The 22,930-nt window shown below is 61.7% G+C and carries 18 protein-coding genes; 12 read left to right on the forward strand and 6 right to left on the reverse strand.

Going from position 1 to position 22,930, the window contains the following annotated elements; translation table 11 throughout:
- The first annotated feature begins 1 nt into the window (after nucleotide 1).
- From dalD to F506_RS01070, 3 genes are all read left to right on the forward strand, one after another.
- The gene (dalD, locus tag F506_RS01060; protein WP_144424143.1) at nucleotides 2-1,414 is read left to right on the forward strand and encodes a D-arabinitol 4-dehydrogenase; all 1,413 of its coding nucleotides are present in this window, start codon (nucleotides 2-4) and stop codon (nucleotides 1,412-1,414) included.
- 43 nt (nucleotides 1,415-1,457) lie between these two features.
- Nucleotides 1,458-2,939 (forward strand): xylulokinase, encoded by a 1,482-nt coding sequence (xylB, locus tag F506_RS01065; protein WP_053194946.1) that lies wholly within the window; start codon nucleotides 1,458-1,460, stop codon nucleotides 2,937-2,939.
- A 134-nt stretch (nucleotides 2,940-3,073) separates the two neighbouring features.
- Nucleotides 3,074-4,423, forward strand: coding sequence for an ABC transporter substrate-binding protein (locus tag F506_RS01070; RefSeq protein ID WP_053194947.1), 1,350 nt, complete (start codon nucleotides 3,074-3,076; stop codon nucleotides 4,421-4,423).
- A gap of 83 nt (nucleotides 4,424-4,506) precedes the next feature.
- Here F506_RS01070 and F506_RS01075 read toward each other — a convergent pair whose 3' ends face one another.
- From F506_RS01075 to F506_RS01100, 6 genes are all read right to left on the reverse strand, one after another.
- Complete coding sequence (locus F506_RS01075) at nucleotides 4,507-6,069, reverse strand: methyl-accepting chemotaxis protein (protein ID WP_053194948.1); 1,563 nt, start codon at nucleotides 6,067-6,069, stop codon at nucleotides 4,507-4,509.
- 57 nt (nucleotides 6,070-6,126) lie between these two features.
- Nucleotides 6,127-6,924, reverse strand: a complete 798-nt coding sequence (locus tag F506_RS01080) for a BPSS1780 family membrane protein (RefSeq protein WP_053194949.1) — start codon at nucleotides 6,922-6,924, stop codon at nucleotides 6,127-6,129.
- Nucleotide 6,925: 1 nt separating this feature from the next.
- Nucleotides 6,926-7,891 (reverse strand): homoserine kinase, encoded by a 966-nt coding sequence (locus F506_RS01085; RefSeq protein ID WP_053194950.1) that lies wholly within the window; start codon nucleotides 7,889-7,891, stop codon nucleotides 6,926-6,928.
- A gap of 69 nt (nucleotides 7,892-7,960) precedes the next feature.
- A complete protein-coding gene (locus tag F506_RS01090; protein ID WP_053194951.1) occupies nucleotides 7,961-8,371 on the reverse strand; it encodes a DUF2782 domain-containing protein in 411 nt (136 codons plus the stop codon).
- 145 nt (nucleotides 8,372-8,516) lie between these two features.
- On the reverse strand, nucleotides 8,517-9,614 hold the full coding sequence (locus F506_RS01095) for a L,D-transpeptidase Cds6 family protein (RefSeq protein WP_053194952.1): 1,098 nt from the start codon (nucleotides 9,612-9,614) through the stop codon (nucleotides 8,517-8,519).
- Nucleotides 9,615-9,797: 183 nt separating this feature from the next.
- The gene (locus F506_RS01100; protein WP_053194953.1) at nucleotides 9,798-10,541 is read right to left on the reverse strand and encodes an LOG family protein; all 744 of its coding nucleotides are present in this window, start codon (nucleotides 10,539-10,541) and stop codon (nucleotides 9,798-9,800) included.
- Between F506_RS01100 and polA the strand changes: the two genes are divergently transcribed.
- From polA to F506_RS01145, 9 genes are all read left to right on the forward strand, one after another.
- Entirely contained in the window at nucleotides 10,542-13,328 is a 2,787-nt protein-coding gene (gene polA, locus F506_RS01105) for a DNA polymerase I (RefSeq protein WP_053194954.1), read from the forward strand.
- A gap of 440 nt (nucleotides 13,329-13,768) precedes the next feature.
- Nucleotides 13,769-15,418, forward strand: coding sequence for a methyl-accepting chemotaxis protein (locus F506_RS01110; RefSeq protein WP_053194955.1), 1,650 nt, complete (start codon nucleotides 13,769-13,771; stop codon nucleotides 15,416-15,418).
- 186 nt (nucleotides 15,419-15,604) lie between these two features.
- The gene (locus F506_RS01115; RefSeq protein WP_053194956.1) at nucleotides 15,605-16,489 is read left to right on the forward strand and encodes a dienelactone hydrolase family protein; all 885 of its coding nucleotides are present in this window, start codon (nucleotides 15,605-15,607) and stop codon (nucleotides 16,487-16,489) included.
- A gap of 489 nt (nucleotides 16,490-16,978) precedes the next feature.
- On the forward strand, nucleotides 16,979-17,992 hold the full coding sequence (locus F506_RS01120; protein ID WP_053194957.1) for a PDR/VanB family oxidoreductase: 1,014 nt from the start codon (nucleotides 16,979-16,981) through the stop codon (nucleotides 17,990-17,992).
- Between the two features lie 40 nt (nucleotides 17,993-18,032).
- A complete protein-coding gene (locus tag F506_RS01125) occupies nucleotides 18,033-19,043 on the forward strand; it encodes an ABC transporter substrate-binding protein (RefSeq protein ID WP_053194958.1) in 1,011 nt (336 codons plus the stop codon).
- Nucleotides 19,044-19,109: 66 nt separating this feature from the next.
- A complete protein-coding gene (locus tag F506_RS01130; protein ID WP_235471320.1) occupies nucleotides 19,110-20,135 on the forward strand; it encodes an isopenicillin N synthase family dioxygenase in 1,026 nt (341 codons plus the stop codon).
- Between the two features lie 95 nt (nucleotides 20,136-20,230).
- Nucleotides 20,231-21,256, forward strand: coding sequence for an aromatic ring-hydroxylating dioxygenase subunit alpha (locus tag F506_RS01135; RefSeq protein WP_053194959.1), 1,026 nt, complete (start codon nucleotides 20,231-20,233; stop codon nucleotides 21,254-21,256).
- A gap of 15 nt (nucleotides 21,257-21,271) precedes the next feature.
- Nucleotides 21,272-22,156, forward strand: coding sequence for an ABC transporter ATP-binding protein (locus tag F506_RS01140; protein ID WP_053201119.1), 885 nt, complete (start codon nucleotides 21,272-21,274; stop codon nucleotides 22,154-22,156).
- The gene (locus F506_RS01145; RefSeq protein WP_053194960.1) at nucleotides 22,137-22,928 is read left to right on the forward strand and encodes an ABC transporter permease; all 792 of its coding nucleotides are present in this window, start codon (nucleotides 22,137-22,139) and stop codon (nucleotides 22,926-22,928) included. The genes F506_RS01140 and F506_RS01145 overlap by 20 nt, the downstream gene beginning before the upstream one ends.
- The last annotated feature ends 2 nt before the right edge of the window (nucleotides 22,929-22,930 follow it).

The raw sequence follows: 22,930 nt of genomic DNA on the forward strand, positions 1-22,930 counted from the left end.
GATGACGAACCGTGATTCAAAAGACGACCTGGTCTGGCTGCACATCGGCGCCGGATCGTTCCACCGCGCCCACCAGGCGGTCTACCTGCATCGCCTGCGCGAGCGCGGCAATGACGACGATCGTCGCTGGCGGCTGGCGCTCGGCAACATCCGCGCCGACATGGCGCCGCTGCTGAAGGAGCTGGCGCAAAGCGAAGGCCGCTATACCTTGGAGACGGTGACGCCGCACGGACAGCGCGCCTATGAGACGATCCGCGCCATCCGCGATATCGTGCCCTGGGATGCGCAGCTGAAAGGCCTGGTCAGGACCGGTGCCGAAGCGCGCACGCGCGTGATCTCGTTTACCGTGACCGAGGGCGGCTACTACCTCGACCATGAGCATTTGCTGGATGTGCATAACCCAGATCTGGCGGCCGATATCGGCGGTGATCGCCGCACGATTTACGGTGCGGTGACGGCGATCCTGCAAGCGCGCCAGGACAGCAATGCCGGCGGCGTGACGCTGCTCAATTGCGACAACCTGCGCCATAACGGCGAGCGCTTCTTCGGCGGGCTGCAGCAATTCCTGGCCTTGCGCGGCCATCATCAGTTGCTGGAATGGGTGCGCGCCAATGTCGCCAGCCCCAATTCCATGGTCGATCGCATCACGCCGCGTCCGACCGACGCCGTACGGCAGCGAGTGAAAGAAGCCACCGGCGTCGACGATCCATGCGCGCTGATGGCCGAGTCTTTCATCCAATGGGTGATCGAGGACGATTTCAAGGCAGGCCGTCCGGCGCTGGAAAAAGTCGGGGTCGAAATGGTGGCGTCGGTGTTGCCCTATGAAGAGGCCAAGATCCGCATCCTCAACGCCAGCCACAGCTGCATCGCCTGGGCCGGCACCATGATCGGCCTCGGCTATATCCACGAAGGCACGATGCACGAAGACATCCGCCGCATGGCTTACGACTACATCACGCAAGACGTGATTCCGTGCCTGACTCCGAGCCCGCTGGATCTCGAAGCGTATCGTGACACGACGCTGGCGCGTTTTGCCAATCCAGCCATCCAGGACACCAACCAGCGGGTGGCGGCGGACGGTTTTTCGAAGATACCCGGCTTCATTCGTCCCACCATTTCCGACAGCCTCGCACGCAGTCATCAGGCGCGCGCCACGGCCCAGGTGGCGGCGCTGTTCTTCGCCTTCCTGCAGCGCTGGCGGCGCGGCGAGCTGGCATATGAATATCAGGACGGCGTATTCGATCCGGCGGCGGTCGGGGCGATGCTGGACGGCCCCGATCCGGTACGCGCCTATTGCAACGATCCTTTGCTGTGGGGCGAACTGGCAGGCAGCGTCCAGCTCGAACGGCTGTTGCGGGAGGGCGTGGTCAGCGTGAATGCCTGGCTTGCCGCTTCGACTAAAATGTCCGCTTAGTGCCGCTGGCGGAGAAAGACCACAATCAATAACAAGGAGCGCCATGTATCTGGGGATTGACCTTGGTACGTCGGAAGTCAAAGCGGTCGTCATTGACGCCGAAGGAAAACTGCTGGCCCTGGCCGGCTCGCCGCTGACGGTGTCGCGGCCGCATCCGCGCTGGTCGGAGCAGGATCCGCAGCATTGGTGGCGCGCCGCTTGCGATACCGTTGCGAGCCTGCGCGAACAATTGGGCGCTGCACGTTTCGCGGCCATTCGCGCCATCGGCCTGTCCGGTCAGATGCACGGCGCGGTCCTGCTGGATGCGCAGGAGCGCGTGCTGCGGCCGGCCATCCTGTGGAGCGACTCGCGCAGCACCGATGAATGTGCGGAACTGACGCGGCGCTGGAACGAATCAGGCGACTTGCATCAGCTCGCGGGCAACCTCGCAATGCCGGGATTCACTGCACCAAAATTGCTGTGGGTGGCGCGTCACGAGCCGCAACTTTTTGATCAGGTCGCCTGTGTCTTGTTGCCCAAGGATTGGCTGCGGCTGCGGATGACAGGGCGCAAGACATCCGATCCCTCCGACGCCGCCGGCACGCTCTGGCTGGATGTGGCGCAACGCGACTGGTCGGATGCCTTGCTGGCCGCAGGCGGCATGCATCGCGGACAGATGCCGGAACTGGCTGACGGCAATGCCGCCGCCGGTTTCCTGCTGCCGGAAGTGGCGCGGGCCTGGGGACTGGCGGATGGCGTGGTGGTGGCGGGCGGCGCCGGCGATGGCGCGGCGAGCGCGGTCGGCATCGGTGCAGTCAGACCGGGCGACGGTTTCCTGTCTCTGGGGACCTCGGGCGTGCTGTTCGTGGTCAATGATAAATTCCGTCCCAATCCGGCGCGCGCCATCCATGCGTTTTGCCACACCTTGCCGCAGCGCTGGCACCAGATGAGCGTGATGTTGTCGGCTGCGAGTTGCCTGCGCTGGTTCTGTCGCCTGTGCAGCGTTGACGAAAAAACGCTGTTGCAGGAAGTCGCCGCACTTGATGACGAAGCGCTGGCCAACGCGCCGCTGTTCTTGCCTTATCTGTCCGGCGAGCGTACGCCGCACAATGATCCCTACGCGCTGGGTGTATTCCATGGTCTCTCGCATGAGCATCAGCGCGCGGCGCTGGCCTACGCGGTGCTGGAAGGCGTGAGCTTCGGCATGGTGGACGGCCTCGACGCCTTGCGCGCCGCCGGCACCGACGTGCAGCAGTTGTCGCTGGTGGGCGGCGGGGCGCGCAGCGCCTATTGGGCGCAGTTGCTCAGCGATGCGCTCGATGTGCGCATCGTGACCCACATCGGCAGCGAAGCCGGCGGCGCGTTGGGCGCCGCGCGACTGGCCTGGCTGGCCGATGGGGGCAACGAAGAAGAGGTTTGCTGCAAACCGCCGCAACAGGATTGCTACGAACCGCGGCGCATGCGCCACGCGCAGCTGCAACCGCGCTTGCAACGTTACCGGGATATTTATCAGCCGTGGAAGCCGTTGCCCTCAGGTTCTGCCTGATGCACATGTACGTTTTGCGCTGCGGAAAGCCGCGCCGCTTTTTCATTAAACAGACACTCGCTTGACTTGCAGCAGGCCTTGTCTGATGATCCCCTGAACAGGCCGGAACCCATTCCAATGCCCGGGGGATTTGCATGAAACCTTACGCACGTCGCGGCGCCTTCGCGCGCCGGCTGTCGATGCTTGCCATTCTCAGCGGCCTGCTTTGCCCAGGCCTTGCCTGCGCCGACGTGGTGACCGTCGTCAACATCGCCACGACCAACAACCCCGACATGCTGGAACTGCAGCGTCTGTCGGCGGTGTTTGAAAAAGCCAATCCCGGCCTCAGACTCAACTGGCACATCATGGACGAAGGCGTGTTGCGCGAGCGCGTGACCACCGACATCACGACCAGCGGCGGGCAGTTCGATCTGATGACCATCGGCCTGATGTCCACGCCGCTGTGGGCGGAGCAGGAATGGCTGGTGCCGATGAACGACCTGCCGCCCGGCTATGACGTCGACGACTTGCTTAAGCCGGTGCGGGCCGGCTTGAGCAGCAACGGCAAACTGTACGCATTGCCGTTCTATGCGGAAAGCTCGATGACGTATTACCGCAAGGATCTGTTCGCGCAAAAGCAGCTGGTCATGCCGACCAGGCCGAGCTGGGACGAGATCGCGACCTTCGCCGCGCAGCTGCATGACCCTGCCGGCGGCGTCGCCGGCATTTGCCTGCGCGGACGCCCGGGATGGGGCGAGAACATGGCCCTGATCGGCACCATGGTCAACGCATTCGGCGGCCGCTGGTTCGACGAGCAATGGCAACCGCAGCTCGATACACCGGAATGGGCGCAGGCGGTCGGCCTGTATGTCGACCTGCTCCGCAAATACGGTCCGGCCGATGCGGTGCAGAACGGCTTCAACGAGAACCTGGCGCTGTTCGCCGCAGGCAAGTGCGCCATGTGGATCGACGCCACCGTCGCGGCCGGAACGCTCTATCACGGCAAGAATTCCAAGGTGTTCGACAAGACCGCTTTCGTGGCGGCGCCGACCGCAACCACGGCGAAGGGCGCGCAATGGCTATGGGTATGGGCGCTGGCGGTCCCTCATTCCTCAAAATCGAAAGAGGCGGCCAAGAAATTCGCCATGTGGGCTACCTCCAAGGAATACATCCAGCTGGTCGCGGAGAAGGATGGCTGGGGATTGGCGCCGCCCGGCACGCGCAAGTCGACCTATGCGTCGGCTGGCTACCAGAAGGCCTCGCCGTATGCAGATTTCGTCCTCGACGCTATCCAGAGCGCGGACCCCGACAGTCCCACCCTCAAGCCGGTTCCTTACGTGGGCATCCAGCTTGTGACGATTCCGGAATTTACCAGCATCGGCACGGTCACCGGCCAGGCCATCGCGCGCGCGCTGGTGGGCAGGAGCAGTGTGGAAAACGCGTTGAAGTCCGCGCAGACCATCACGACGCGTCTGATGCAGCAGGGGCGCTACATCAAATACTGAAGCGCTTGCGGGGGAAAGAAAAATGGCAGCCGGAGAAAACTCCGGCTGCCATTTTTTGCTGCGATCCTGCAGTGCAGGAAGACTTATTTATGCTGGAATTTGAATACCGAAATCGCCTGCAACAGGCGGCCGGTTTGTTCTTCCAGACTGCCTGCGGCAGCGGCGGCTTGTTCCACCAGAGCGGCATTCTGCTGCGTGCTTTCATCCATGTCGGTGACGGCCTGATGCACTTGCGTGATGCCGGCGCTTTGCTGCTGGGTGGCGACGGTGATTTCGTTCATGATGCCGGTCACGCGTTTGACCGATTCGACGATCTCGGTCATGGTGCTGCGCGCGTCGTCGACCAGGCGATTGCCGATATCGACCTTTTCCACCGAGTCTTCGATCAGCGTCTTGATTTCCTTGGCGGCGCCGGCCGAACGCTGCGCCAGGCTGCGCACTTCGGAAGCCACGACCGCAAAGCCTCGGCCCTGTTCACCGGCGCGCGCTGCTTCGACGGCGGCGTTCAGCGCCAGGATATTGGTCTGGAAGGCGATGCTGTCGATCAGGCTGATGATGTCGACGATCTTCTTCGACGATGCGCTGATTTCGCTCATCGTGGTGCCGGTCTTGGCGACCACGTCGCCGCCTTTGACCGCAATCGACGAGGCCGAGGCCGCCAGCTGGTTGGCCTGCAATGCGCTGTCGGCATTCTGGCGCACGGTGGCGGCCAGCTGTTCCATGCTGGACGCAGTCTCTTCCAGATTGGATGCCTGCGACTCGGTGCGGTGCGACAAGTCCATGTTGCCGGTGGCGATCTCGCGCGTAGCGCCGTTGATCGACTCGACGTTGGAGCGCACGTCGCCGATGATCGCGGTCAGGTTGATGTTCATCTGGCGCAATGCGCGCAACAGCCGGCCGATCTCGTCGTGGCGGTCGGATTCGGCGCGGTTCGACAAGTCGCCGCCGGTGATGGCGTAAGTAGCCAGCAGCGCCGCCTGGATCGGGCGCACCAGCGCACTGTGCAGCGCGTACCAGATGGTCAGCGTGATCAGCATGGTGGCGATGCAGATGGCGGTGTTGAGCATGCTGTGATCGGTCAGGAAGCTGACGCTCGCGGCCACCAGCTGCAGCCCCAGCAGCGTGATCATGGACAGGTTGATGCGGGTGTTCAGCTGGATCTTGCCGAGCTTGGCGATCCAGCCCTTGAAGCCGGTTCTGACGACGTTGCCCTGCTCGATGGCGATGCCCTTGGCCTTGCCCTTGCGCATGTCGGCGTACAGTTTTTCCGCGCCGGCGACGTCCTGGCGCGACGGCTTGGTACGCACCGACATGTAGCCGATGACCTGGCCTTTTTCGCGTACCGGCGTGATGTTGGCCAGCACCCAGTAATGATCGCCGCTCTTGCGGCGATTCTTGACCAGGCCGGTCCAGGGGATGCCCTTCTTGACGGTTTTCCACATGTCGGCGAAGGCTTCAGCCGGCATGTCGGGGTGGCGCACGATGTTTTGCGGTGCGCCCATCAGCTCTTCTTCGTGGAATCCGCTGACTTCGATGAAGTAGGGATTGACGTAGGTAATGTTGCCCTTCAGATCAGTTTTGGAGACGATCGATTTGCCGTCTTGTAATTCATACTCGGCATTGGTGACCGGCAGGTTCATGCGCATCTTATTTCCCCGTGACAGCTGCGTTGTGGTGGTTATTCTTGCTTTTCGGCAAGCACTTTACCTTGCGCCGTCGTTGCTCTCTGGAACAGGTGCTTCGTCGCGCGGGGGCTTGCCAAAGACTGCAGTGTAAGTTGGGTAAAAAGAGCAATACATGACCACGGTCAATATTATCGACAATGGCAGCAAAATAAACACGATCACCGTCATGTTGTTGAACAGCAATGCAACAATGGTGCTGATGGTGGCCGGCAGCAGCACGCCGATCACCAGCCACGCCAGGCCGTAGACCGTGAATGCCTTGGCGGCGCGGCGCACCGCGAAGAAGCTGTAGAACAGCGCCTTGCCCAGCGGCATCTTGTGCCAGGCGATCAGCGGCGCGGCGAACCAGAACGCCATGGCCGCCGGGATGTATACCAGCGCGGCCACGATCATGGCCAGACGCAGATTGCTGCCTTCGATGTCCCTGGGGTCCAGGCCGGGGCCGGTCATGGCTTTCCAGAAGGCGCCGCCGTCGACCAGCGTCGAGACGGCGACCGCCGCGAAGGCCGCCAGCAGATACAGTACGCCCAGCGCCAGCAGCGTGCGCAGCGCCGGCGAACGGAAGCTCACCAGCAGCAGGCTTGGATAGACGCGTTTGCCTTCCTCGATCTGGCGGCAGGCTTGCATGAACGACATGGCGAACACCGGCACCAGGATCAGTGGCAGCAGCTGGCCGATGATGGGCAAAATGCCCAGTGCCAGCATCAGGAACATGTAGCTCAGGAACAGCGTCGACACTTCCGCGGGTTGCTTGCGGAACAGCGCCAGGCCTTCCTTGACCCAGAGCCAGCCGGTTTTTGCAGGCAGTTTTTCCATATCAGTTCGGTCCCGGCAGCGGCGGTACGGCGCCGTTCACGCGCAACCGCAGGATGCGTTCGAAGTGTGTCGGATCGTGCGGCGTCAGCATTTCGGCGGCGCGCGGCAGGTAGAAATCATACAGGCGCGACAGCCAGAAGCGCAGCGCGGCGGCGCGCAGCATGGCGCTCCAGGCCTGCTGCTCGGCCGCACCGAATGGCCGCACCGCGTGATAGGCGTCCAGCATGGCTTGCACGCGCGCGACGTCAAGCGCGCCCGTGGCCAGGTCGATGCACCAGTCGTTGACGGTGACAGCGAGGTCGAACAGCCAGGTATCGCAGCCCGCAAAGTAGAAGTCGAAAAAGCCGGTCAGACGTGTGCCGACGAACATGGCGTTGTCGCGGAACAGGTCGGCGTGCACCGGGCCATTCGGCAATTGCGGGTAAATCTCGGAGGCGGCGAAGTCTTCCTGGAATTGCATTTCGGCGCGCAGCATTTGCTGCGTCCCGGCGTCGAGATAAGGCAGCACCACCGGGGCCGTTTCGCGCCACCATGGCAGACCGCGCAGATTCGGCTGGCGGATGCCGAAGTCCTGCGCCGCCAGATGCATTTTTGCCAGCATGGCGCCGACTTCGGCGCAATGCACCGGTTCCGGCTTCGGCTGGTAAGCGCCTTCCAGCTTGGTCACGATCGAGGCCGGCTTGCCGTTGAGGGCATTGATGATGCTGCCGCTCCGGTTGGGAATCGGCGCCGGCACCAGCACGTTGCGCTGGGCCAGGTGACGCATCAGTTCCAGGTAAAACGGCAGTTGCTCGAAACTCAGTTTTTCAAACAGCGTCAGGACGTATTCGCCGCTTTCGGTCGTGATGAAGAAATTGCTGTTCTCGATACCGGAAGAAATGCCTTTGACGGCCAGCGCTTTGCCGAGAGAAAACTGGGTGATCCAGCCGGAGAGGTCATCCAGGCTGACCGGAGTAAAAACTGCCATGTGCGGGAGTGATGAAGAACGATGGAAAATCCGGACGGCATGCCGTCCGGAGAGGATCAATATGAGTTATTACTTGCTGGCGTCGCCGGCTTCGCCTTCTTTGGCTTTCTTCTTGCCGCCCCAGTCGAATTCCTTGATCTGCCATTGGGCGCCGCTCGGCGGACCGCTTTGGACATCGCCCGGCGTCGAGCCGCCGAGTTGCTGCGTCGGCTTCAGGTAATACGTGCTCGGGCCCGATTTGACTTTGACTTCTTTGGTCTGGCCGTGGTCGCGGCGCTCGGTGATGCTGTTGCCGCTGCCTTGTTCTTCGCCCGGCTTCTTGATGGTCACGGCAGGCGGTTCGCCTTCTTCCAGTGTTTGCAGCTCAGGCGGCGGCGGGGCCGGCTTGTCCGATATTGCCTGGGCGTGCGCCAGTGAGGACAAGGAGAGCATCAGCAGGGAGAAGCAAAGCGATACGGCGGACCGGCTTCGGGTAATCATGGGGAACTCGCAATCTGGACAGGTTGACAGTAGGGGACCATTGTAACAAACGAATCAGCAGGAGCCTGCATCCTCGCGAATGGGTTCCCCATGCAGATGGCGGCATGTTGCCGCGACTCAAGCGTTTTCTGCGCGCGATTCTCGTCTATTTGCGGCCCGTTGCGGTCTTGCGGGCGGTTTCCTGCAGGATTTTCCAGGCATCGCCGCGGCGCGCCAGCACCAGCGTCTTGGCGCTGGTCTCGGTCAGTTGGTCGGAGTTGTATTCCTGTGTGAAGGCCACCGTGGCCTCGCTGTTGTCGGCGTTCATGGCGACGCGCGGCGCAGTGATCTTGATGACAATGCGCTTGCGGCCATCGATGCGCGTCTTTCTCTGTGCCGCCCAATCGCTGCGGCTTTCGCCGTTCGGCGTGCGGAAATCGTCGGCGTAATGACCCAGATAGGCGTCGACGTCCTTGCGGCTCCATGCCGCTGCCCAATCCTGGATGGCAGCGAGTACGACAGAGGATTCCGGCGCTGCAGCGGTCGCCGCCGCTGTGGCCGGCGCGGCAGCAGCAGCCGCAACCGCAGCCGCAACAGCAGCAGGCGCAGTCGTGACGGCATTCGTCGTGCGCGAAACCGGCGCGGCCGGACGTTTCAATTCAGCCAGCGCTTGTCGCGCCGGCGCATAGTCCTGAGCCGCGGCGCGGGTATACCATTGCGCCGCCATCGCTTCGTCGGTGCGCACGCCATAGCCGTTCTGATGCATTTTGCCTAGGCTGTATTGCGCCAGCGGCAGGCCTTGGGCGGCGGCTTTTTCAAACCAGGACAGCGCCACGCGGAAATTCTGCGCGACGCCGTCGCCATTGAGATAAATCGCTCCAAGATTGGCCTGCGCCAGCGTGTTGCCCTGTTGTGCCGATTTGTTCAGCCACTCGATCGCCGACGCTGTACTCTTCGGGACGCCGTCGCCCAGCAGATAGCTGGTGCCAAGACTGAATTGCGCATTCGCGTGGCCCTGATTCGCGGCCTTTTGCAACCACAAGGCCGCCGCCGCCGGATCCCGCGGCACGCCGCTGCCACTGCCGTACATCTGCGCCAATGCGTATTGGGATTCGGCATCGCCGGCGACGGCTGCATCGGCGACCTTCGTCACGGCCGGCGACAGCGCGCCTGCGCTTGCACTCGTCGATTGGGCCAAAGCAAGCGGGTTCGCCTGCACCGCAGCGAATGCAACCAGGCAGCACAGCCAGTGTTTGGTGATCATGTTCGGTCCGGTCGAAGAGGAGAAGAGCAGCAGGCTTTGAGGGACGCTGAGGAATTTTGTTCAGCGTTGCGTCGATTATGCGACGATTACAGCGGAGTTGTAGAAAAATTACTATTCGTTGTCCATAAAAAACGCCAGCCGGAACATGCGTTGCGGGCTGGCGTTTTCGACGATGCGGGGAAACTACAGATACATGCCGGTCTGGCGTTCCGTATCTTCCGGATCCGCCGGTTTTTGGCGCGCTTCGTAGAACTTCTGCACCGCCACCACGACTTCGGCCGGATCGTCGATCACCTGCAACAGGTCAAGGTCCTTCGCGGAAATCATGCCGTCGTCGACCAGGCGCGTACGGATCCACTCCATCAGGCCTGCCCAGAACTTGCTGCCGACCAGGATCACCGGCATCAGGCGCGATTTGCCGGTCTGCATCAGCGTCAGTGCTTCGGTCAGTTCGTCGAGCGTGCCGAAGCCGCCCGGCAGCACCACGTAGGCATCGGCGTATTTGACGAAGGCGACCTTGCGCGCGAAGAAATGGCGGAACGACAGCGAGATGTCCTGCCAGCCGTTGCCGTGCTGTTCATGCGGCAGTTCGATGTTGAGGCCGACCGATGGCGAGGCGCCGTCGAAGGCGCCCTTGTTGGCCGCTTCCATGATGCCCGGGCCGCCGCCCGAGATCACCGCAAAGCCGGCGTCCGACAGGCGCCGGGCGATGTCGATGCACAAGGCATAATGCGGATCGTCCGGTTTTGTGCGGGCGGAACCGAAGATGGAAACCGCCGGCCGCAGCTCGGACAGGCGCTCGGTGGACTCGATAAATTCTGCCATAATCGTGAGTACATGCCATGACTCGCGCGCCTTCTTGGCGGTGGCGCGCTCGATGTCATCCACTTCCCGCAGTCGCGGGACATTTTTTCCTCTAAGTTCCATATGCAAAAAACCTTGTTGTTAGTTGATGGTTCCAGTTACCTCTATCGTGCATTCCATGCTCTGCCCGACATGCGTAACGCGGAAGGCGCGCCGACCGGTGCGTTGTACGGCATCATCAATATGCTGCGCCGACTGCGTAATGATTATCCTGCAAGTTACATCGCTTGTATATTCGACGCCAAGGGCAAGACTTTCCGCGACGACCTGTACGCCGAGTACAAGGCTACACGCAAATCGATGCCGGAAGATCTGGCGTTGCAAATCGAACCGATCCACGCAGCCGTGCGCGCGCTCGGCTGGCCGATCTTGATGGTCGAAGGCATCGAGGCCGACGACGTCATCGGCACGCTGGGCGTGCGCGCCGCCGAAGAAGGACTCAAGACCATCGTCTCCACCGGCGACAAGGACATGGCGCAACTGGTCAACGACCACGTCACGCTGGTCAACACCATGAGCAACGAAACCATGGATCGCGCCGGCGTGATCGGCAAATTCGGCGTACCGCCGGAACGCATCGTCGATTACCTCAGCCTCATCGGCGACACTGTCGACAACGTTCCCGGCGTCGAAAAGTGCGGCCCCAAAACCGCCGTGAAATGGCTCACCCAATACGACTCGCTCGACGGCGTCATTGCCAACGCCGACAAGATCAGCGGCGTGGTCGGCGAGAACCTGCGCAAGGCCTTGCCCTGGCTGCCGCAAGCGCGCGTGCTGGTGACCGTGAAGACCGACTGCGATCTGTCGGCGCACATGGGCACCATCCTTGAGTCGCTCACCGTGCAACCCAATGACAATGCGGCGCTGCGCGAGATTTTCACGCGCTACAACTTCCGCACCTGGCTGCGCGAGCTGGACGCGGCTTCAGCTTCGGGTGCCGATGCTGCAGCCAAGCCGGCATCTGCATCTGCAACCGGCGCGGTCGCCGCCGATGCTGCCACAGGTCCCGCGCAAGTCGGCCTGTTCGACGCCAGCGCAGCGATCGCCAAGGAATACGAAACCGTCCTGACCGAAGCGCAACTCGATGCCTGGATCGCCACCATCAATGCGGCCAAGCTCACTGCGGTGGACACCGAAACAACTTCGCTGGTTCCCATGCAGGCGCAACTGGTCGGCATTTCGCTGTGCTGCGAAGCGGGGCGTGCGGCTTACATTCCGGTCGCGCACAACTACCAGGACATGCCGGCGCAACTGCCGCGCGAACTGGTGCTGGCCAGGCTCAAGCCTTGGCTGGAGGACGACAGCAAGCCCAAGCTCGGACAGAATCTCAAATACGACAGCCACATCTTCGCCAACCAGGGCATACAGTTGCGTGGCATCGTGCACGACACGCTGCTGGAATCCTATGTGTTCGAATCGCACCGCACGCACGACATGGACAGCCTGGCGCTGCGCCATCTGAACCGCACCACGATCAGCTACACCGACGTGTGCGGCAAGGGCGCTTCGCAAATCGGTTTCGACCAGGTCGAGATCGGACGCGCCACCGACTATGCGGCGGAGGATGCCGACGTTACACTGGCGCTGCACCAGGCCATGTGGCCGCAAGTCGAGAACGACGCCAAGCTGCGCTATATCTACGAAAAAATCGAAGTACCGACCTCGGTGGTGCTGCAAAAGATCGAGCGCAACGGTGTACTGATCGACGCCGCCATCCTCGCCACGCAATCGAATGAACTCGGCAAGCGCATGCTCGAGATCGAGCAGCAGGCGTATGAACTCGCGGGTCAGCCGTTCAACCTGAATTCACCCAAGCAGCTCGGTGAAATCCTGTTCGAGAAACTGCAATTGCCGGTCGTCAAAAAGACGCCGTCCGGCACGCCGTCCACCGATGAAGAGGTACTGCAGAAACTGGCCGAAGATTATCCGCTGCCGAAAATCCTGCTCGACTATCGGGGCTTGTCCAAGCTGAAGTCGACCTACACCGACAAGCTGCCGAAGATGGTTGATCCGACCACCGGCCGCGTGCACACCAACTATGCCCAAGCCGTGGCCGTCACCGGCCGGCTGGCGTCCAACGATCCCAACCTGCAAAATATCCCGATTCGCACCGCCGAAGGCCGCCGCATCCGCGAAGCCTTCATCGCACCGCCGGGCAGCACGATCGTTTCCGCCGACTATTCGCAAATCGAGTTGCGCATCATGGCGCACATCTCGGAAGACGCGAACATGCTCAAGGCCTTTGCAGACGGCGAAGACATTCACCGCGCCACCGCCGCCGAAATTTTCGGCGTCGGTCTCGGCGACGTCACCAGCGAGCAGCGCCGCTATGCCAAGGTCATCAACTTCGGCCTGATCTACGGCATGAGCGCTTTCGGCCTGGCCGGCAATCTCGGCATCGAACGTTCGGCGGCGCAGATGTACATTGACAAGTATTTCCAGCGCTTCTCCAGCGTCAAGCAATACATGGACAACACGCGCCTTGAAGCCAAGTCGCAGGGCTACGTCGAAACCGTATTCGGCCGCCGCCTGTGGCTGCCCGAGATCAACTCGCCCAACGGCCCGCGCCGCCAGGGCGCCGAACGGGCAGCGATCAACGCGCCGATGCAGGGCACCGCCGCGGACCTGATCAAGCTGGCAATGATTTCCGTGCAAGGCTGGATCGAGCGTGACGGCCTGCAATCCAAACTGATCATGCAGGTGCACGATGAACTGGTGATGGAAGTGCCAGATGCGGAGCTGGCGCTGGTGCGCGAAAAACTACCGGAACTGATGAAAAATGTTGCGGAGCTCAAGGTGCCGCTGATCGCCGAAGTGGGGACCGGCAAAAACTGGGACCAAGCCCATTAATGACCTGGTGAAGCTACTGCGCGCGCCCGTGTACGGCCTGCGGTGCTCGACGTACTCGCGTACGACTCCGCTCCTCGGCCGCACACGGGCGCGCTCGCTACGCTTCACCAGGCCATTGAGCACTGGCAGGTACTCGGAGCGTCATCTTTTCACATGAATTTATATTGATGCACGACAACGCAGATTGATGCAAAATGCATTTTCGGAAGCAGGGATACACTTGCCGGAAATACAAGATAAAACGAATAACGATAAAAGTTGCAACAACGGCATCGCCCGATGCCGCTTGGGATAACAAACACAAACGTAGTAGAGACACGAAGCTGTTGCGGTGAAGTTGGCTGTTGCGTCGACGGAAACACAGGCATAGGCAAGACGACGGATTCGGCGGACATTCGCGGGCGACCGCTTCTCGGACAAGCAGAAACGAGGAGGCGTCAATGGTTGCAGGGATGAAGGTGGGGACACGGCTGGGGCTGGGGTTCGCGTGGGTGGTATTGCTGCTGATCGCGGTGACTGCGTTCGGCTTGTACAACATGGACCAGATGCAGCGGCGGTTCCTCGATGTGGTCGAGGTGAACAATCCTGAGACCAAACTGGTCAACGAAATGATGGGCACGGTTTCGGAACGCTCCATCTCGCTGCGTAACCTGATGCTGCAGGGTGGTTCCGACGACATCGAAAGAGAAGCCGCCTACATCAAGGCGCAGACACAGAAATATCAGAGCTCGGAGCAGAAGCTTCGCACCATGTTCGACAAGGATACGGGGGCTGTTGCCGAGAAGAAGGCAGCTATCCAGAAGATCAAGGCGCAGGGCGATATCGCCCACAAGCTGATCGATCAGGCGGTCGATCTCGGTCTCAAGCGTGAAGCCTATGAACTGGCGCAATTCCTCAAGGACGAATACCTGCCGGTGCAAAAGAAATGGCAGACCGAACTGTCCGCACTGGTGGCAGTCGAAGACCGCCTTAACACCGACGCCTCGCAAGCCAGCACCAGTGCATACACGGCTGCGCGCTGGCTCATGCTGGTCACCAGCGCGGTCGGCATCATCACCGCGCTGATCGCGGCAGCGTGGATCACGCGCAACTTGCTGAAGAAGCTCGGCGGCGAGCCTGACTACGCAGTAGCGATCGCCGGCCAGATCGCCGACGGCGACCTCGCCGTGCACATCGACACCAAGCCGGGGGACAAGGACAGCCTGCTGATGGCGATGAAGGGCATGCGCGACAAGCTGGCCGCCATCGTCACAGAGGTGCGCGTCGGTTCCGAAACCATCAGCACAGCTTCGACCGAAATCGCTCGCGGTAATCTCGATCTGTCGTCGCGCACCGAACAGCAGGCCGGCTCGCTCGAAGAAACCGCCTCGTCGATGGAACAGCTAAATTCCACCGTCAAGCAGAACGCCGAAAATGCGCAGCAGGCCAACCAGCTCGCCGTCGCCGCATCCGACGTCGCAGTACAAGGCGGCAGCATCGTGTCGCAGGTGGTGCAGACCATGGAATCGATCAACGCGTCGTCGCAAAAGGTGGTCGATATCATCAGCGTGATCGACGGCATCGCCTTCCAGACCAACATCCTCGCCTTGAACGCCGCGGTCGAAGCCGCGCGCGCCGGCGAGCAAGGGCGCGGCTTCGCCGTGGTGGCGTCGGAAGTGCGCAGCCTGGCCCAGCGCTCGGCCAGCGCCGCCAAGGAAATCAAGGTGCTTATCGGCGACTCCGTCGGCAAGGTCGAGAACGGCAGCAAGCTGGTCGAACAGGCCGGCGTGACCATGAACGACATCGTCACCAGCATCCGCCGCGTCACCGACGTGATGTCCGAAATCACCAGCGCCAACAGCGAACAGAGCAGCGGCATCGAACAGGTCAACGAAGCCATCATCCAGATCGACGACATGACCCAGCAGAACGCCGCGCTGGTCGAGCAAGCCGCAGCTGCGGCGCAGTCGTTGCAGGACCAGGCAGCCAACCTGACCGCACTGGTCAGCGTGTTCAAGCTGGATGGCCGCCAGCTGAGCGCGCCGCCGGCGCAGCGGACCATCGACATCACGCCGATGCATCCAGAGCTGCCGGGCGCGATGGCGGCGTGACGCCTGCCTGTCGCAAGTCTTCGTATCTTGTAGAATGCTTGCGGTAGTTCCAGTTGACCTTTTAGCCAAGACACCGGCCGGGGCCTGCCTGTATTGCAAGGCAGGCCGTGTTTTTGTTTACGCCGGTTTCATCCCGTTTTTGCGCACTTTCTGCACTTCCTGCACGTCCGACTCCTGGAGAATTTCATGAACGATCTGAAGAATGATGTAGACAGCCTGGTGGGCACGACTGGCCTGCTCGATGCCGGCAATCGCCGTACTTTCATCAAGACCGCGCTGGGCACCGGCTTCGCCGCCGCCGTGCTGCCGGTCTGCGCACAGACCATGATCAAGACCGACACCGTCGGCCTCACCGCCGGCGAAGTCAGCGTGATGGTCAACGGCACCAAGGTGCCGGCTTATCGCGCGCAGCCGGAAGGCAAGACCAACTTGCCGGTAATCCTGGTGATTTCCGAAATCTTCGGCGTGCATGAGCACATTGCCGACATCGCACGCCGTTTCGCCAAGCTCGGCTACCTGGCGATTGCGCCGGATTTCTTCGTGCGTCAGGGTAATCCTGCGGTCTACCCGACCATCGCCGAACTGAACAAGGAAATCATCTCCAAGGTGCCCGACGAGCAAGTGTTCGGCGACCTCGACGCCTACGTCGCCTGGGCCGGCCAGAACGGCGGCAATCCGGACAAGATCGGCATCAACGGCTTCTGCTGGGGCGGCCGCATCGTCTGGCTGTACAGCGCGCGCAATCCGAAGATCAAGGCCGGCGCTGCATGGTACGGACGCATCGTCGGCGAGAAATCGGCGCTGCAACCGCAGCATCCGATCGACATCGCGCCGACCCTGAAAGCGCCGGTGCTCGGCCTGTACGGCGGCAAGGACGGCGGCATCCCGGTCGCGACCGTGGAGCAGATGAAGGAAGCGCTGGCCAAGACCGGCAACAAGTCCGAGTTCATCGTGTTCCCGAATTCGGGTCACGCCTTCAACGCCGACTATCGTTCGAGCTATGTGGAGGCAGATGCCAAGGAAGGCTGGAAGCGCGCCATCGAATGGTTCAAATCGCACGGCGTGGGCTGATCTCTATATAGTGGGGCCGGCCTGCTCCCTGCGCCAGTTTTTGGGGCGGCGAAAGCAAGGCTGATGTGGCGCCGCACTGATTTGGATCAGTTGCTTGCACTGAGGACGGATTTTTCCGTCCTCTTTTTATTTGTCCGTCAACAAAAGCGGCGTATCTCCTCCTGCCGGCGCATGGCACGCAGATTGCTAGTTTGAAGACTGAGTAGAAGCGGCTAGCCGTCGATCCGGATACCATCGACTGTGGGGCATTGCTCGTGACGCCATCGGAATGGACCAGTGGCACCTGTGAATTTATAGGACACGAGAAATGCTGCGCCGATCTCCGCACTCATGCTGCTCAAACCATACTTCCCTTGCTCGTACTCGTGCATGTACATGTACTACTTGTACTACATGTACTTGCAGCCGCGTTCATGTCTGCGGCAATCGTTTTCTCCCTGAATCTCTTGCGCATTGCGCAGCGCTGTTGCAGCCTCACGGAGTCATGCAATGACGACCGTGCACGAGCCCTTCATGACACCGGTGCAGTCCGGCGCGCAATTGCGTCTGCGCGTGGCTGCAGTCCGAGAGGATGGCCACGGCATCCGCGTCTTTGATCTGTGCGCCGATGACGGGCGCCGCTTGCCGGCATGGACGCCGGGCGCGCATATCAAACTGTCCTTGCCCGGCGGACTGGAACGCTGCTACTCCCTGTGCAATACGCCCGAAGAGACCGGCTTCTATCGCATCGCCGTCAAACGCGAAGAGGCGTCACGCGGCGGCTCGGCCTGGCTGCATGAACACGCCGGCGTGGGCGCCCGACTGACGGCCTATGGCCCCATCAATGCGTTTCCCTTGCAAGACAGTGAGCATCCCGCTGCGCTGTTCGCTGCCGGCATCGGCATTACGCCGATCTATGCCATGGCGGCCGATTTGCTGTCCCGGGGACGCGCCGCGCAGCTGCATTACTTCGCGCGCAGCATGGGGCATGCCGCCTTTCTCTCTCCGCTGTCGCAGTCCGCCATGGCGGGGCATTGCCATTTCCACTTCGGTCTGAGTGCGGAAGAAGCCGGCATCGCCATCGCTGCCGGCCTGGCCGTATTGCCGCGCGCCGCGCCGCTGTATGTCTGCGGTCCGGCTCCCTTCATCGCGCAGGTGCGAGAGCAGGCGATGCAGCTTGGCTGGCGCGATGCCGATGTGCACTTCGAACTGTTCGCCTCCACGGCACCCGCGAGCGATCCCCACGCAGCGCAAGACCGCGCATTCGAACTCGTGCTGCGGCGCTCCGGCGTGCAATGTCTGGTGCAGCCGGGACAGAGCATCGCCGCCGCCGCGGCGGCGGCAGGCGTACAAATCGGCACCTCGTGCGGAGAAGGCTTTTGCGGCAGTTGCCGGACCGGTGTGCTGGAAGGCGTACCCGATCATCGCGACAGCGTACTGACGGAAAAGGAGCGCGCCGCCGGCCGATGCCTGATGCCCTGCGTGTCGCGCTGTCGCGGCGAACGTCTCGTGCTGGATATCTGATTTTCGATTGACGTACAACAACCCACCTGAAAGGAAGGCCATGAGTAAGCAAACAAACGGCAAGCGAACATCTCTCCTCCGTATTGCTGCAGCATTGATCGGCGTGCTGGCATTGCAGACTGCTGCGACAGCGCAGGCGCAGGCACAGGAAAAGGTCACCCTGCTGAGCAACTGGTACGCGCAGGCCGAGCACGGCGGGTTCTATCAGGCCGTCGCCAAGGGCATCTACAAGAAGTACGGCATGGACGTCACCATCAAGATGGGCGGGCCGCAAGTCAACAACATGCAGATTCTGGTCGCCGGCCAGGCCGATTTCAGCATGGGTTACGACTTCGCCGTGTTGAAGGGCGTTGAGCAGGGCTTGCCGCTGGTGACGGTCGGCACTTCATTTCAATCCGATCTGCAAGGCATGATGACGCACGCCGACGTACCCAATCTCGGTGCGCTGAAGGACAAGACGATTTTGGTGGCGGGCTCTGGCCAATCGAGCTGGTGGCCATGGTTGAAGGCCAAATACGGTTACACCGATGCACAGTCGAAGGCTTACACCTTCAACCTGCAACCGTTCTTCGCCGATCCGAACACCGTGCAGCAGGCGTACCCGTCGTCGGAATTGTTCCAGGCCGAGAAGTCCGGCGCCAAGGCCAACTTCTTCCTGTTTGCACAGGATGGCTATCCGCCTTACGGCACTACCATCGTCACGCTGCAAAAGACGGTGGCGACCAAGCCTGATCTCGTGAAGCGCTTCGTCAAGGCGACCGCCGAAGGCTGGAAGAGCTACCTGGAAGATCCTGCACCGGCCAATGCACTGATCAAGCAGGACAACAAGAACATGGGCGATGAACAGCTGGCCTACGCCGTGAAGAAGCTCAAGGAGCTGAAGGTCGTGACCGGCGGCGACGCTGCCAAACAAGGCATCGGCATCATGACCGACGAACGCTGGAAGAAGACCTACGACACCATGGTCTCGACCGGCTTGCTGAAGGCCGACGTCGACTGGCACAAGGCGTACACCACGCAGTTCGTCAAAGACATGCACGTGATGCCTTGAGTGTCGCCGGATGGTCGTTTGCCATTTGCCGTTTGCCGGTCTGCGCCGCTGGTTGGCGCAGACCGGATGCCCGAAGTTCATTTGCGTGAGGACGCCATGATTCCCTACACTCCACCCAAGACCGTGCAGCGCCTGCCGGTCATCGATTTTGCCGATGCGTTTTCAAGCGACCTCGGCAAGCGCGAAGCCGTCGCCTGGGAAATCCACAAGATCGCCCGCGACGTCGGCTTCTTCTACCTGGTCAATCATGGCGTGCCGTCCGCGCTGGTGGACGGGCAGTTCGATTGGGCGCGGCGTTTTTTTGCCGCACCGGATGCCGTCAAGCGCGCGGTCGACATGTCGCTGTCGCCGGCGGGCTTCGGTTATGAACGCATCGGCACGCAGGCATTGGATGACGGCCCGACCGATCTCAAAGAGGGCTTCCAGTTCGGCACGGATCTGCCGCCCGATCATCCTTACGTACGGCAAGGCGTGCTGCGCTACGGCCACAACCTCTGGCCGCAGGAGTTGCCCGGCATGCGCGCACATGCGCAGCAATACCATGCCGCCATGAGCGTTCTGTCGCAACGCTTGCTGTCGATCATCGCGCTGTCGCTGCAATTGCCGGAAGATTTCTTCGATTTCGCACTCGGTACGCCGATCGCCACGCAGCGTATGCTGCACTATCCGCCGCAGCCTGCCGACGCCCAGCACAACCAGATTGGCGCCGGCGCGCATACCGACTGGGGACTCGTCACCATCCTGGCGCAGGATGACATCGGCGGTCTGGAAGTGCGCAATGCCGATGGCGAGTGGGTACGCGCCACGCCGATCCACGGCAGCTTCGTGGTCAACATCGGCGATTTGCTGCAGCGCTGGAGCAATGACATTTATCACAGCAATGCGCATCGCGTGCGCAACGACAATCCGGCGCCGCGCTATTCCCTGCCGTTCTTCATGGACGGCGATCACGCGGTGACGGTGTCGTGCCTGCCGTCGTGCTGTTCCGATGCGCATCCGGCGCGCTACGCGCCGTGCACCATCGGCGACTACCTCACGCAAAAAGTGCAGGAAACCTTTGGCGCCGCCAGCGTACTGGCTGTGGCGCCGTGAATGATGTTGCGGCGAAGGCGACCATGATGGCGCGCCGGCCGCTTGGCCATGTCTTTGCAAGAGCAAGACGTGGCTGGTTTTAAAGGAGTTGCACCATGCTGGTTACGAAACAGAAAGTCTTGCGCAAGTTCTGGTACGCGGTCATGCCGATCGCCATGCTGGAAGACGGCCCTAAACCTTTCACGCTGCTGGGTGAGAACATCGTCGTCTGGCTCAAGTCGCCGGGCAAGCCGGCTGCCCTGCAGGACCGATGCTGCCATCGCACGGCGAAACTGTCGAAGGGCTTCGTCGAGAACGGCAACATCGTGTGCGGCTATCACGGCTGGACCTTCGACTGCGCCGGCGCCTGCGTGCGCGTGCCGCAGAACGCTGACGGCTCGGTGCCGGCCGGGGCGATGGTGCAGTCGTATTACTGTGAAGAGCGTTACGGCTACGTGTGGGTGGCGCTGGAGAAGCCGCTGCGCGACATCCCGTTCTTCCCGGAGGAAACCACGCCGGGTTATCGCCGCATCTTCCAGTTCTACGAACGTTGGGAAACCAGCGCGTTGCGCATGATGGAAAACTCCTTCGACAACTCGCACTTCAGCTACGTGCATCGCGGCACCTTCGGCCTGTACGACCAGCCCAAGCCGGAGAAGTACGAGATCAATGAAACCGATTACGGCTTCGAAGCGGAAACGCTGGTGCCGATCAAGAACGTGCCGGCCAGCTACCGCGTCACCGGCACCACCGACGACACCACCATGCGCCACATGTTCAACCGCTGGTATCTGCCGTTTTCGCGCCGCTTCGGTTGCCAGTATCCGGGCTCGGGCCGCCATCACATCATCTACAACTGCGCCACGCCTATCGATGACGGTTCCATCATGCTGGCCCAGTGGCTGTATCGCAACGACACCGAAGAGGATTGCGCCGAAGCCGAGCTGATCGCCTGGGACGCGCCCATCCTGGTGGAAGACCGCGAGATTCTGGAGGCCACCGACCCCGACGCTTGCATCGACGTGCGCCGCAAGCAGGAGTTCCACATGGCGTCCGACCGCCCGGGTCTGATCATGCGCCGCATGCTGTTGCAGTTGCTGGAAGAGCATGGCGAAACCGAAGTTTTCCGCAGCAAAGACTAGAGGCCGGGAGCAATGATGAAACGAGACGATCACCCGATGCCGCAACTGGCGGCATGGGAGCAGGGCGCTGCCGACCCCGCATCCTCAATCGACGCCGTGCTGAGTGCACAGCGGGTGGAAAAGACCTATCGCAACGGCACCCGCGCACTGGACGAGGTGAAGCTGGAGATCCGGCGCGGCGAGTTCGTCTCGCTGCTCGGTCCGTCCGGCTGCGGCAAGAGTACGCTGCTGAAGATGTTTGCAGGACTGGAAGAACCGTCGCACGGCCACATCCGCTGGTGGGGAAAAAATCTGGCGACGGTGGGTACGCCGGACCGCACGCTGGCAATGGTGTTCCAGGAAGCCACGCTGATGCCGTGGGCGTCGGTGCAGCAGAACGTGCGTCTGCCGCTCGACCTCCGGCACATGCTGCGCACCGAAAGCGACGCGCGCGTACAGGAGGCGCTCAAGCTGGTGGGACTGGATCGCTTTCAGGGTGCTTACCCACGGGAGTTGTCGGGCGGCATGCAGATGCGCGCCTCGATTGCGCGCGCGCTGGCGACACAACCGAATCTGTTGCTGATGGACGAGCCGTTCGGCGCGCTCGATGAGTTCACGCGCAACAAGCTTGACGCCGACCTGCGCAAGATCTGGAGCGAGCAAGACCTGACCGTGGTGTTCGTCACCCACAGCATCTACGAAGCCGTGTACCTGTCGAGCCGCGTGGTGGTGATGGCGGCGCGGCCGGGGCGGGTGATCGCCGATGTCCCCATCGAAGCGCCGGGCGCCGGCGGCATGCGCGACGATGCTTTCCGCATCTCGCCGGAATTCATGGGTTATTGCAAGATCCTGTCCGACTACCTGACGCAGGCCAATCAAGAGAACCTGGAAGGAGGCTCGCATGACACCGCTCATCACTAATCCGAAGTTCCTGCGCATCGCCGCACCGTTCATGATCGGCGTGATGCTGCTGCTGGCATGGCAGTTGATTTGTACGGCGCTGGCGGTGCCGGTCTATCTGGTGCCGACGCCATCCGTGATTGCCAGGACGCTGGCGGCGGACTGGGGCTTGCTGTCCGAATCGCTGCTGGTGACGCTGAAGATCACCTTCATGGCTTTCGTGTTGTCGGTGCTGCTGGGCGTGGCGATTGCATTTGTATTCGTGCAGAGCCGCTTCATCGAAGTCAGCCTCTTTCCCTACGCGATCATCTTGCAGGTGACACCGATCGTCGCCATCGCGCCGCTGATCATCATCTGGGTCAAGGAACCGACCTTTGCGCTGGTGATTTGCGCGACCATCATGGCGCTGTTTCCCATCATCTCCAACACCACGCTGGGACTGCGCAGCGTCAATCCGGGTTTGCTGAATCTGTTCAGGCTGAACAAGGCCACGCGCTGGCAGATATTGCGACGCTTGCGCATTCCGAGCGCCTTGCCGTATTTTTTCGGCGGCTTGCGGATTTCCAGCGGACTGGCGCTGATCGGTGCGGTGGTGGCGGAATTCGTGGCGGGTACCGGCGGCACCGGATCGGGGCTGGCCTATCAGATCTTGCAGGCGGGTTTTCAGTTGAATATTCCGCGCCTGTTCGCAGCGCTGTTCCTGATTACCGTGACCGGGATCGTGTTGTTCCTCGCCATGATGGCCTTGTCGCGCGCGGCGCTGGCCGGATGGCATGAAAGTGAAATGGGCTGAAA

It is taken from the genome of Herbaspirillum hiltneri N3 (assembly GCF_001267925.1).
GTDB classification, from domain to species: domain Bacteria; phylum Pseudomonadota; class Gammaproteobacteria; order Burkholderiales; family Burkholderiaceae_D; genus Herbaspirillum; species Herbaspirillum hiltneri.

Excerpts from the sequence above, each read along its gene's own strand:
- F506_RS01125 (WP_053194958.1), top strand. The coding sequence starts at position 18,033 with ATGAGTAAGCAAACAAACGGCAAGCGAACATCTCTCCTCCGTATTGCT.
- F506_RS01095 (WP_053194952.1), bottom strand. The coding sequence starts at position 9,614 with ATGATCACCAAACACTGGCTGTGCTGCCTGGTTGCATTCGCTGCGGTG.
- F506_RS01085 (WP_053194950.1), bottom strand. The coding sequence starts at position 7,891 with ATGGCAGTTTTTACTCCGGTCAGCCTGGATGACCTCTCCGGCTGGATC.
- xylB (WP_053194946.1), top strand. The coding sequence starts at position 1,458 with ATGTATCTGGGGATTGACCTTGGTACGTCGGAAGTCAAAGCGGTCGTC.
- F506_RS01100 (WP_053194953.1), bottom strand. The coding sequence starts at position 10,541 with ATGGAACTTAGAGGAAAAAATGTCCCGCGACTGCGGGAAGTGGATGAC.
- F506_RS01130 (WP_235471320.1), top strand. The coding sequence starts at position 19,110 with ATGCCCGAAGTTCATTTGCGTGAGGACGCCATGATTCCCTACACTCCA.
- F506_RS01075 (WP_053194948.1), bottom strand. The coding sequence starts at position 6,069 with ATGCGCATGAACCTGCCGGTCACCAATGCCGAGTATGAATTACAAGAC.
- F506_RS01145 (WP_053194960.1), top strand. The coding sequence starts at position 22,137 with ATGACACCGCTCATCACTAATCCGAAGTTCCTGCGCATCGCCGCACCG.
- F506_RS01135 (WP_053194959.1), top strand. The coding sequence starts at position 20,231 with ATGCTGGTTACGAAACAGAAAGTCTTGCGCAAGTTCTGGTACGCGGTC.
- dalD (WP_144424143.1), top strand. The coding sequence starts at position 2 with ATGACGAACCGTGATTCAAAAGACGACCTGGTCTGGCTGCACATCGGC.
- polA (WP_053194954.1), top strand. The coding sequence starts at position 10,542 with ATGCAAAAAACCTTGTTGTTAGTTGATGGTTCCAGTTACCTCTATCGT.
- F506_RS01120 (WP_053194957.1), top strand. The coding sequence starts at position 16,979 with ATGACGACCGTGCACGAGCCCTTCATGACACCGGTGCAGTCCGGCGCG.
- F506_RS01115 (WP_053194956.1), top strand. The coding sequence starts at position 15,605 with ATGAACGATCTGAAGAATGATGTAGACAGCCTGGTGGGCACGACTGGC.
- F506_RS01070 (WP_053194947.1), top strand. The coding sequence starts at position 3,074 with ATGAAACCTTACGCACGTCGCGGCGCCTTCGCGCGCCGGCTGTCGATG.
- F506_RS01140 (WP_053201119.1), top strand. The coding sequence starts at position 21,272 with ATGAAACGAGACGATCACCCGATGCCGCAACTGGCGGCATGGGAGCAG.
- F506_RS01090 (WP_053194951.1), bottom strand. The coding sequence starts at position 8,371 with ATGATTACCCGAAGCCGGTCCGCCGTATCGCTTTGCTTCTCCCTGCTG.
- F506_RS01110 (WP_053194955.1), top strand. The coding sequence starts at position 13,769 with ATGGTTGCAGGGATGAAGGTGGGGACACGGCTGGGGCTGGGGTTCGCG.
- F506_RS01080 (WP_053194949.1), bottom strand. The coding sequence starts at position 6,924 with ATGGAAAAACTGCCTGCAAAAACCGGCTGGCTCTGGGTCAAGGAAGGC.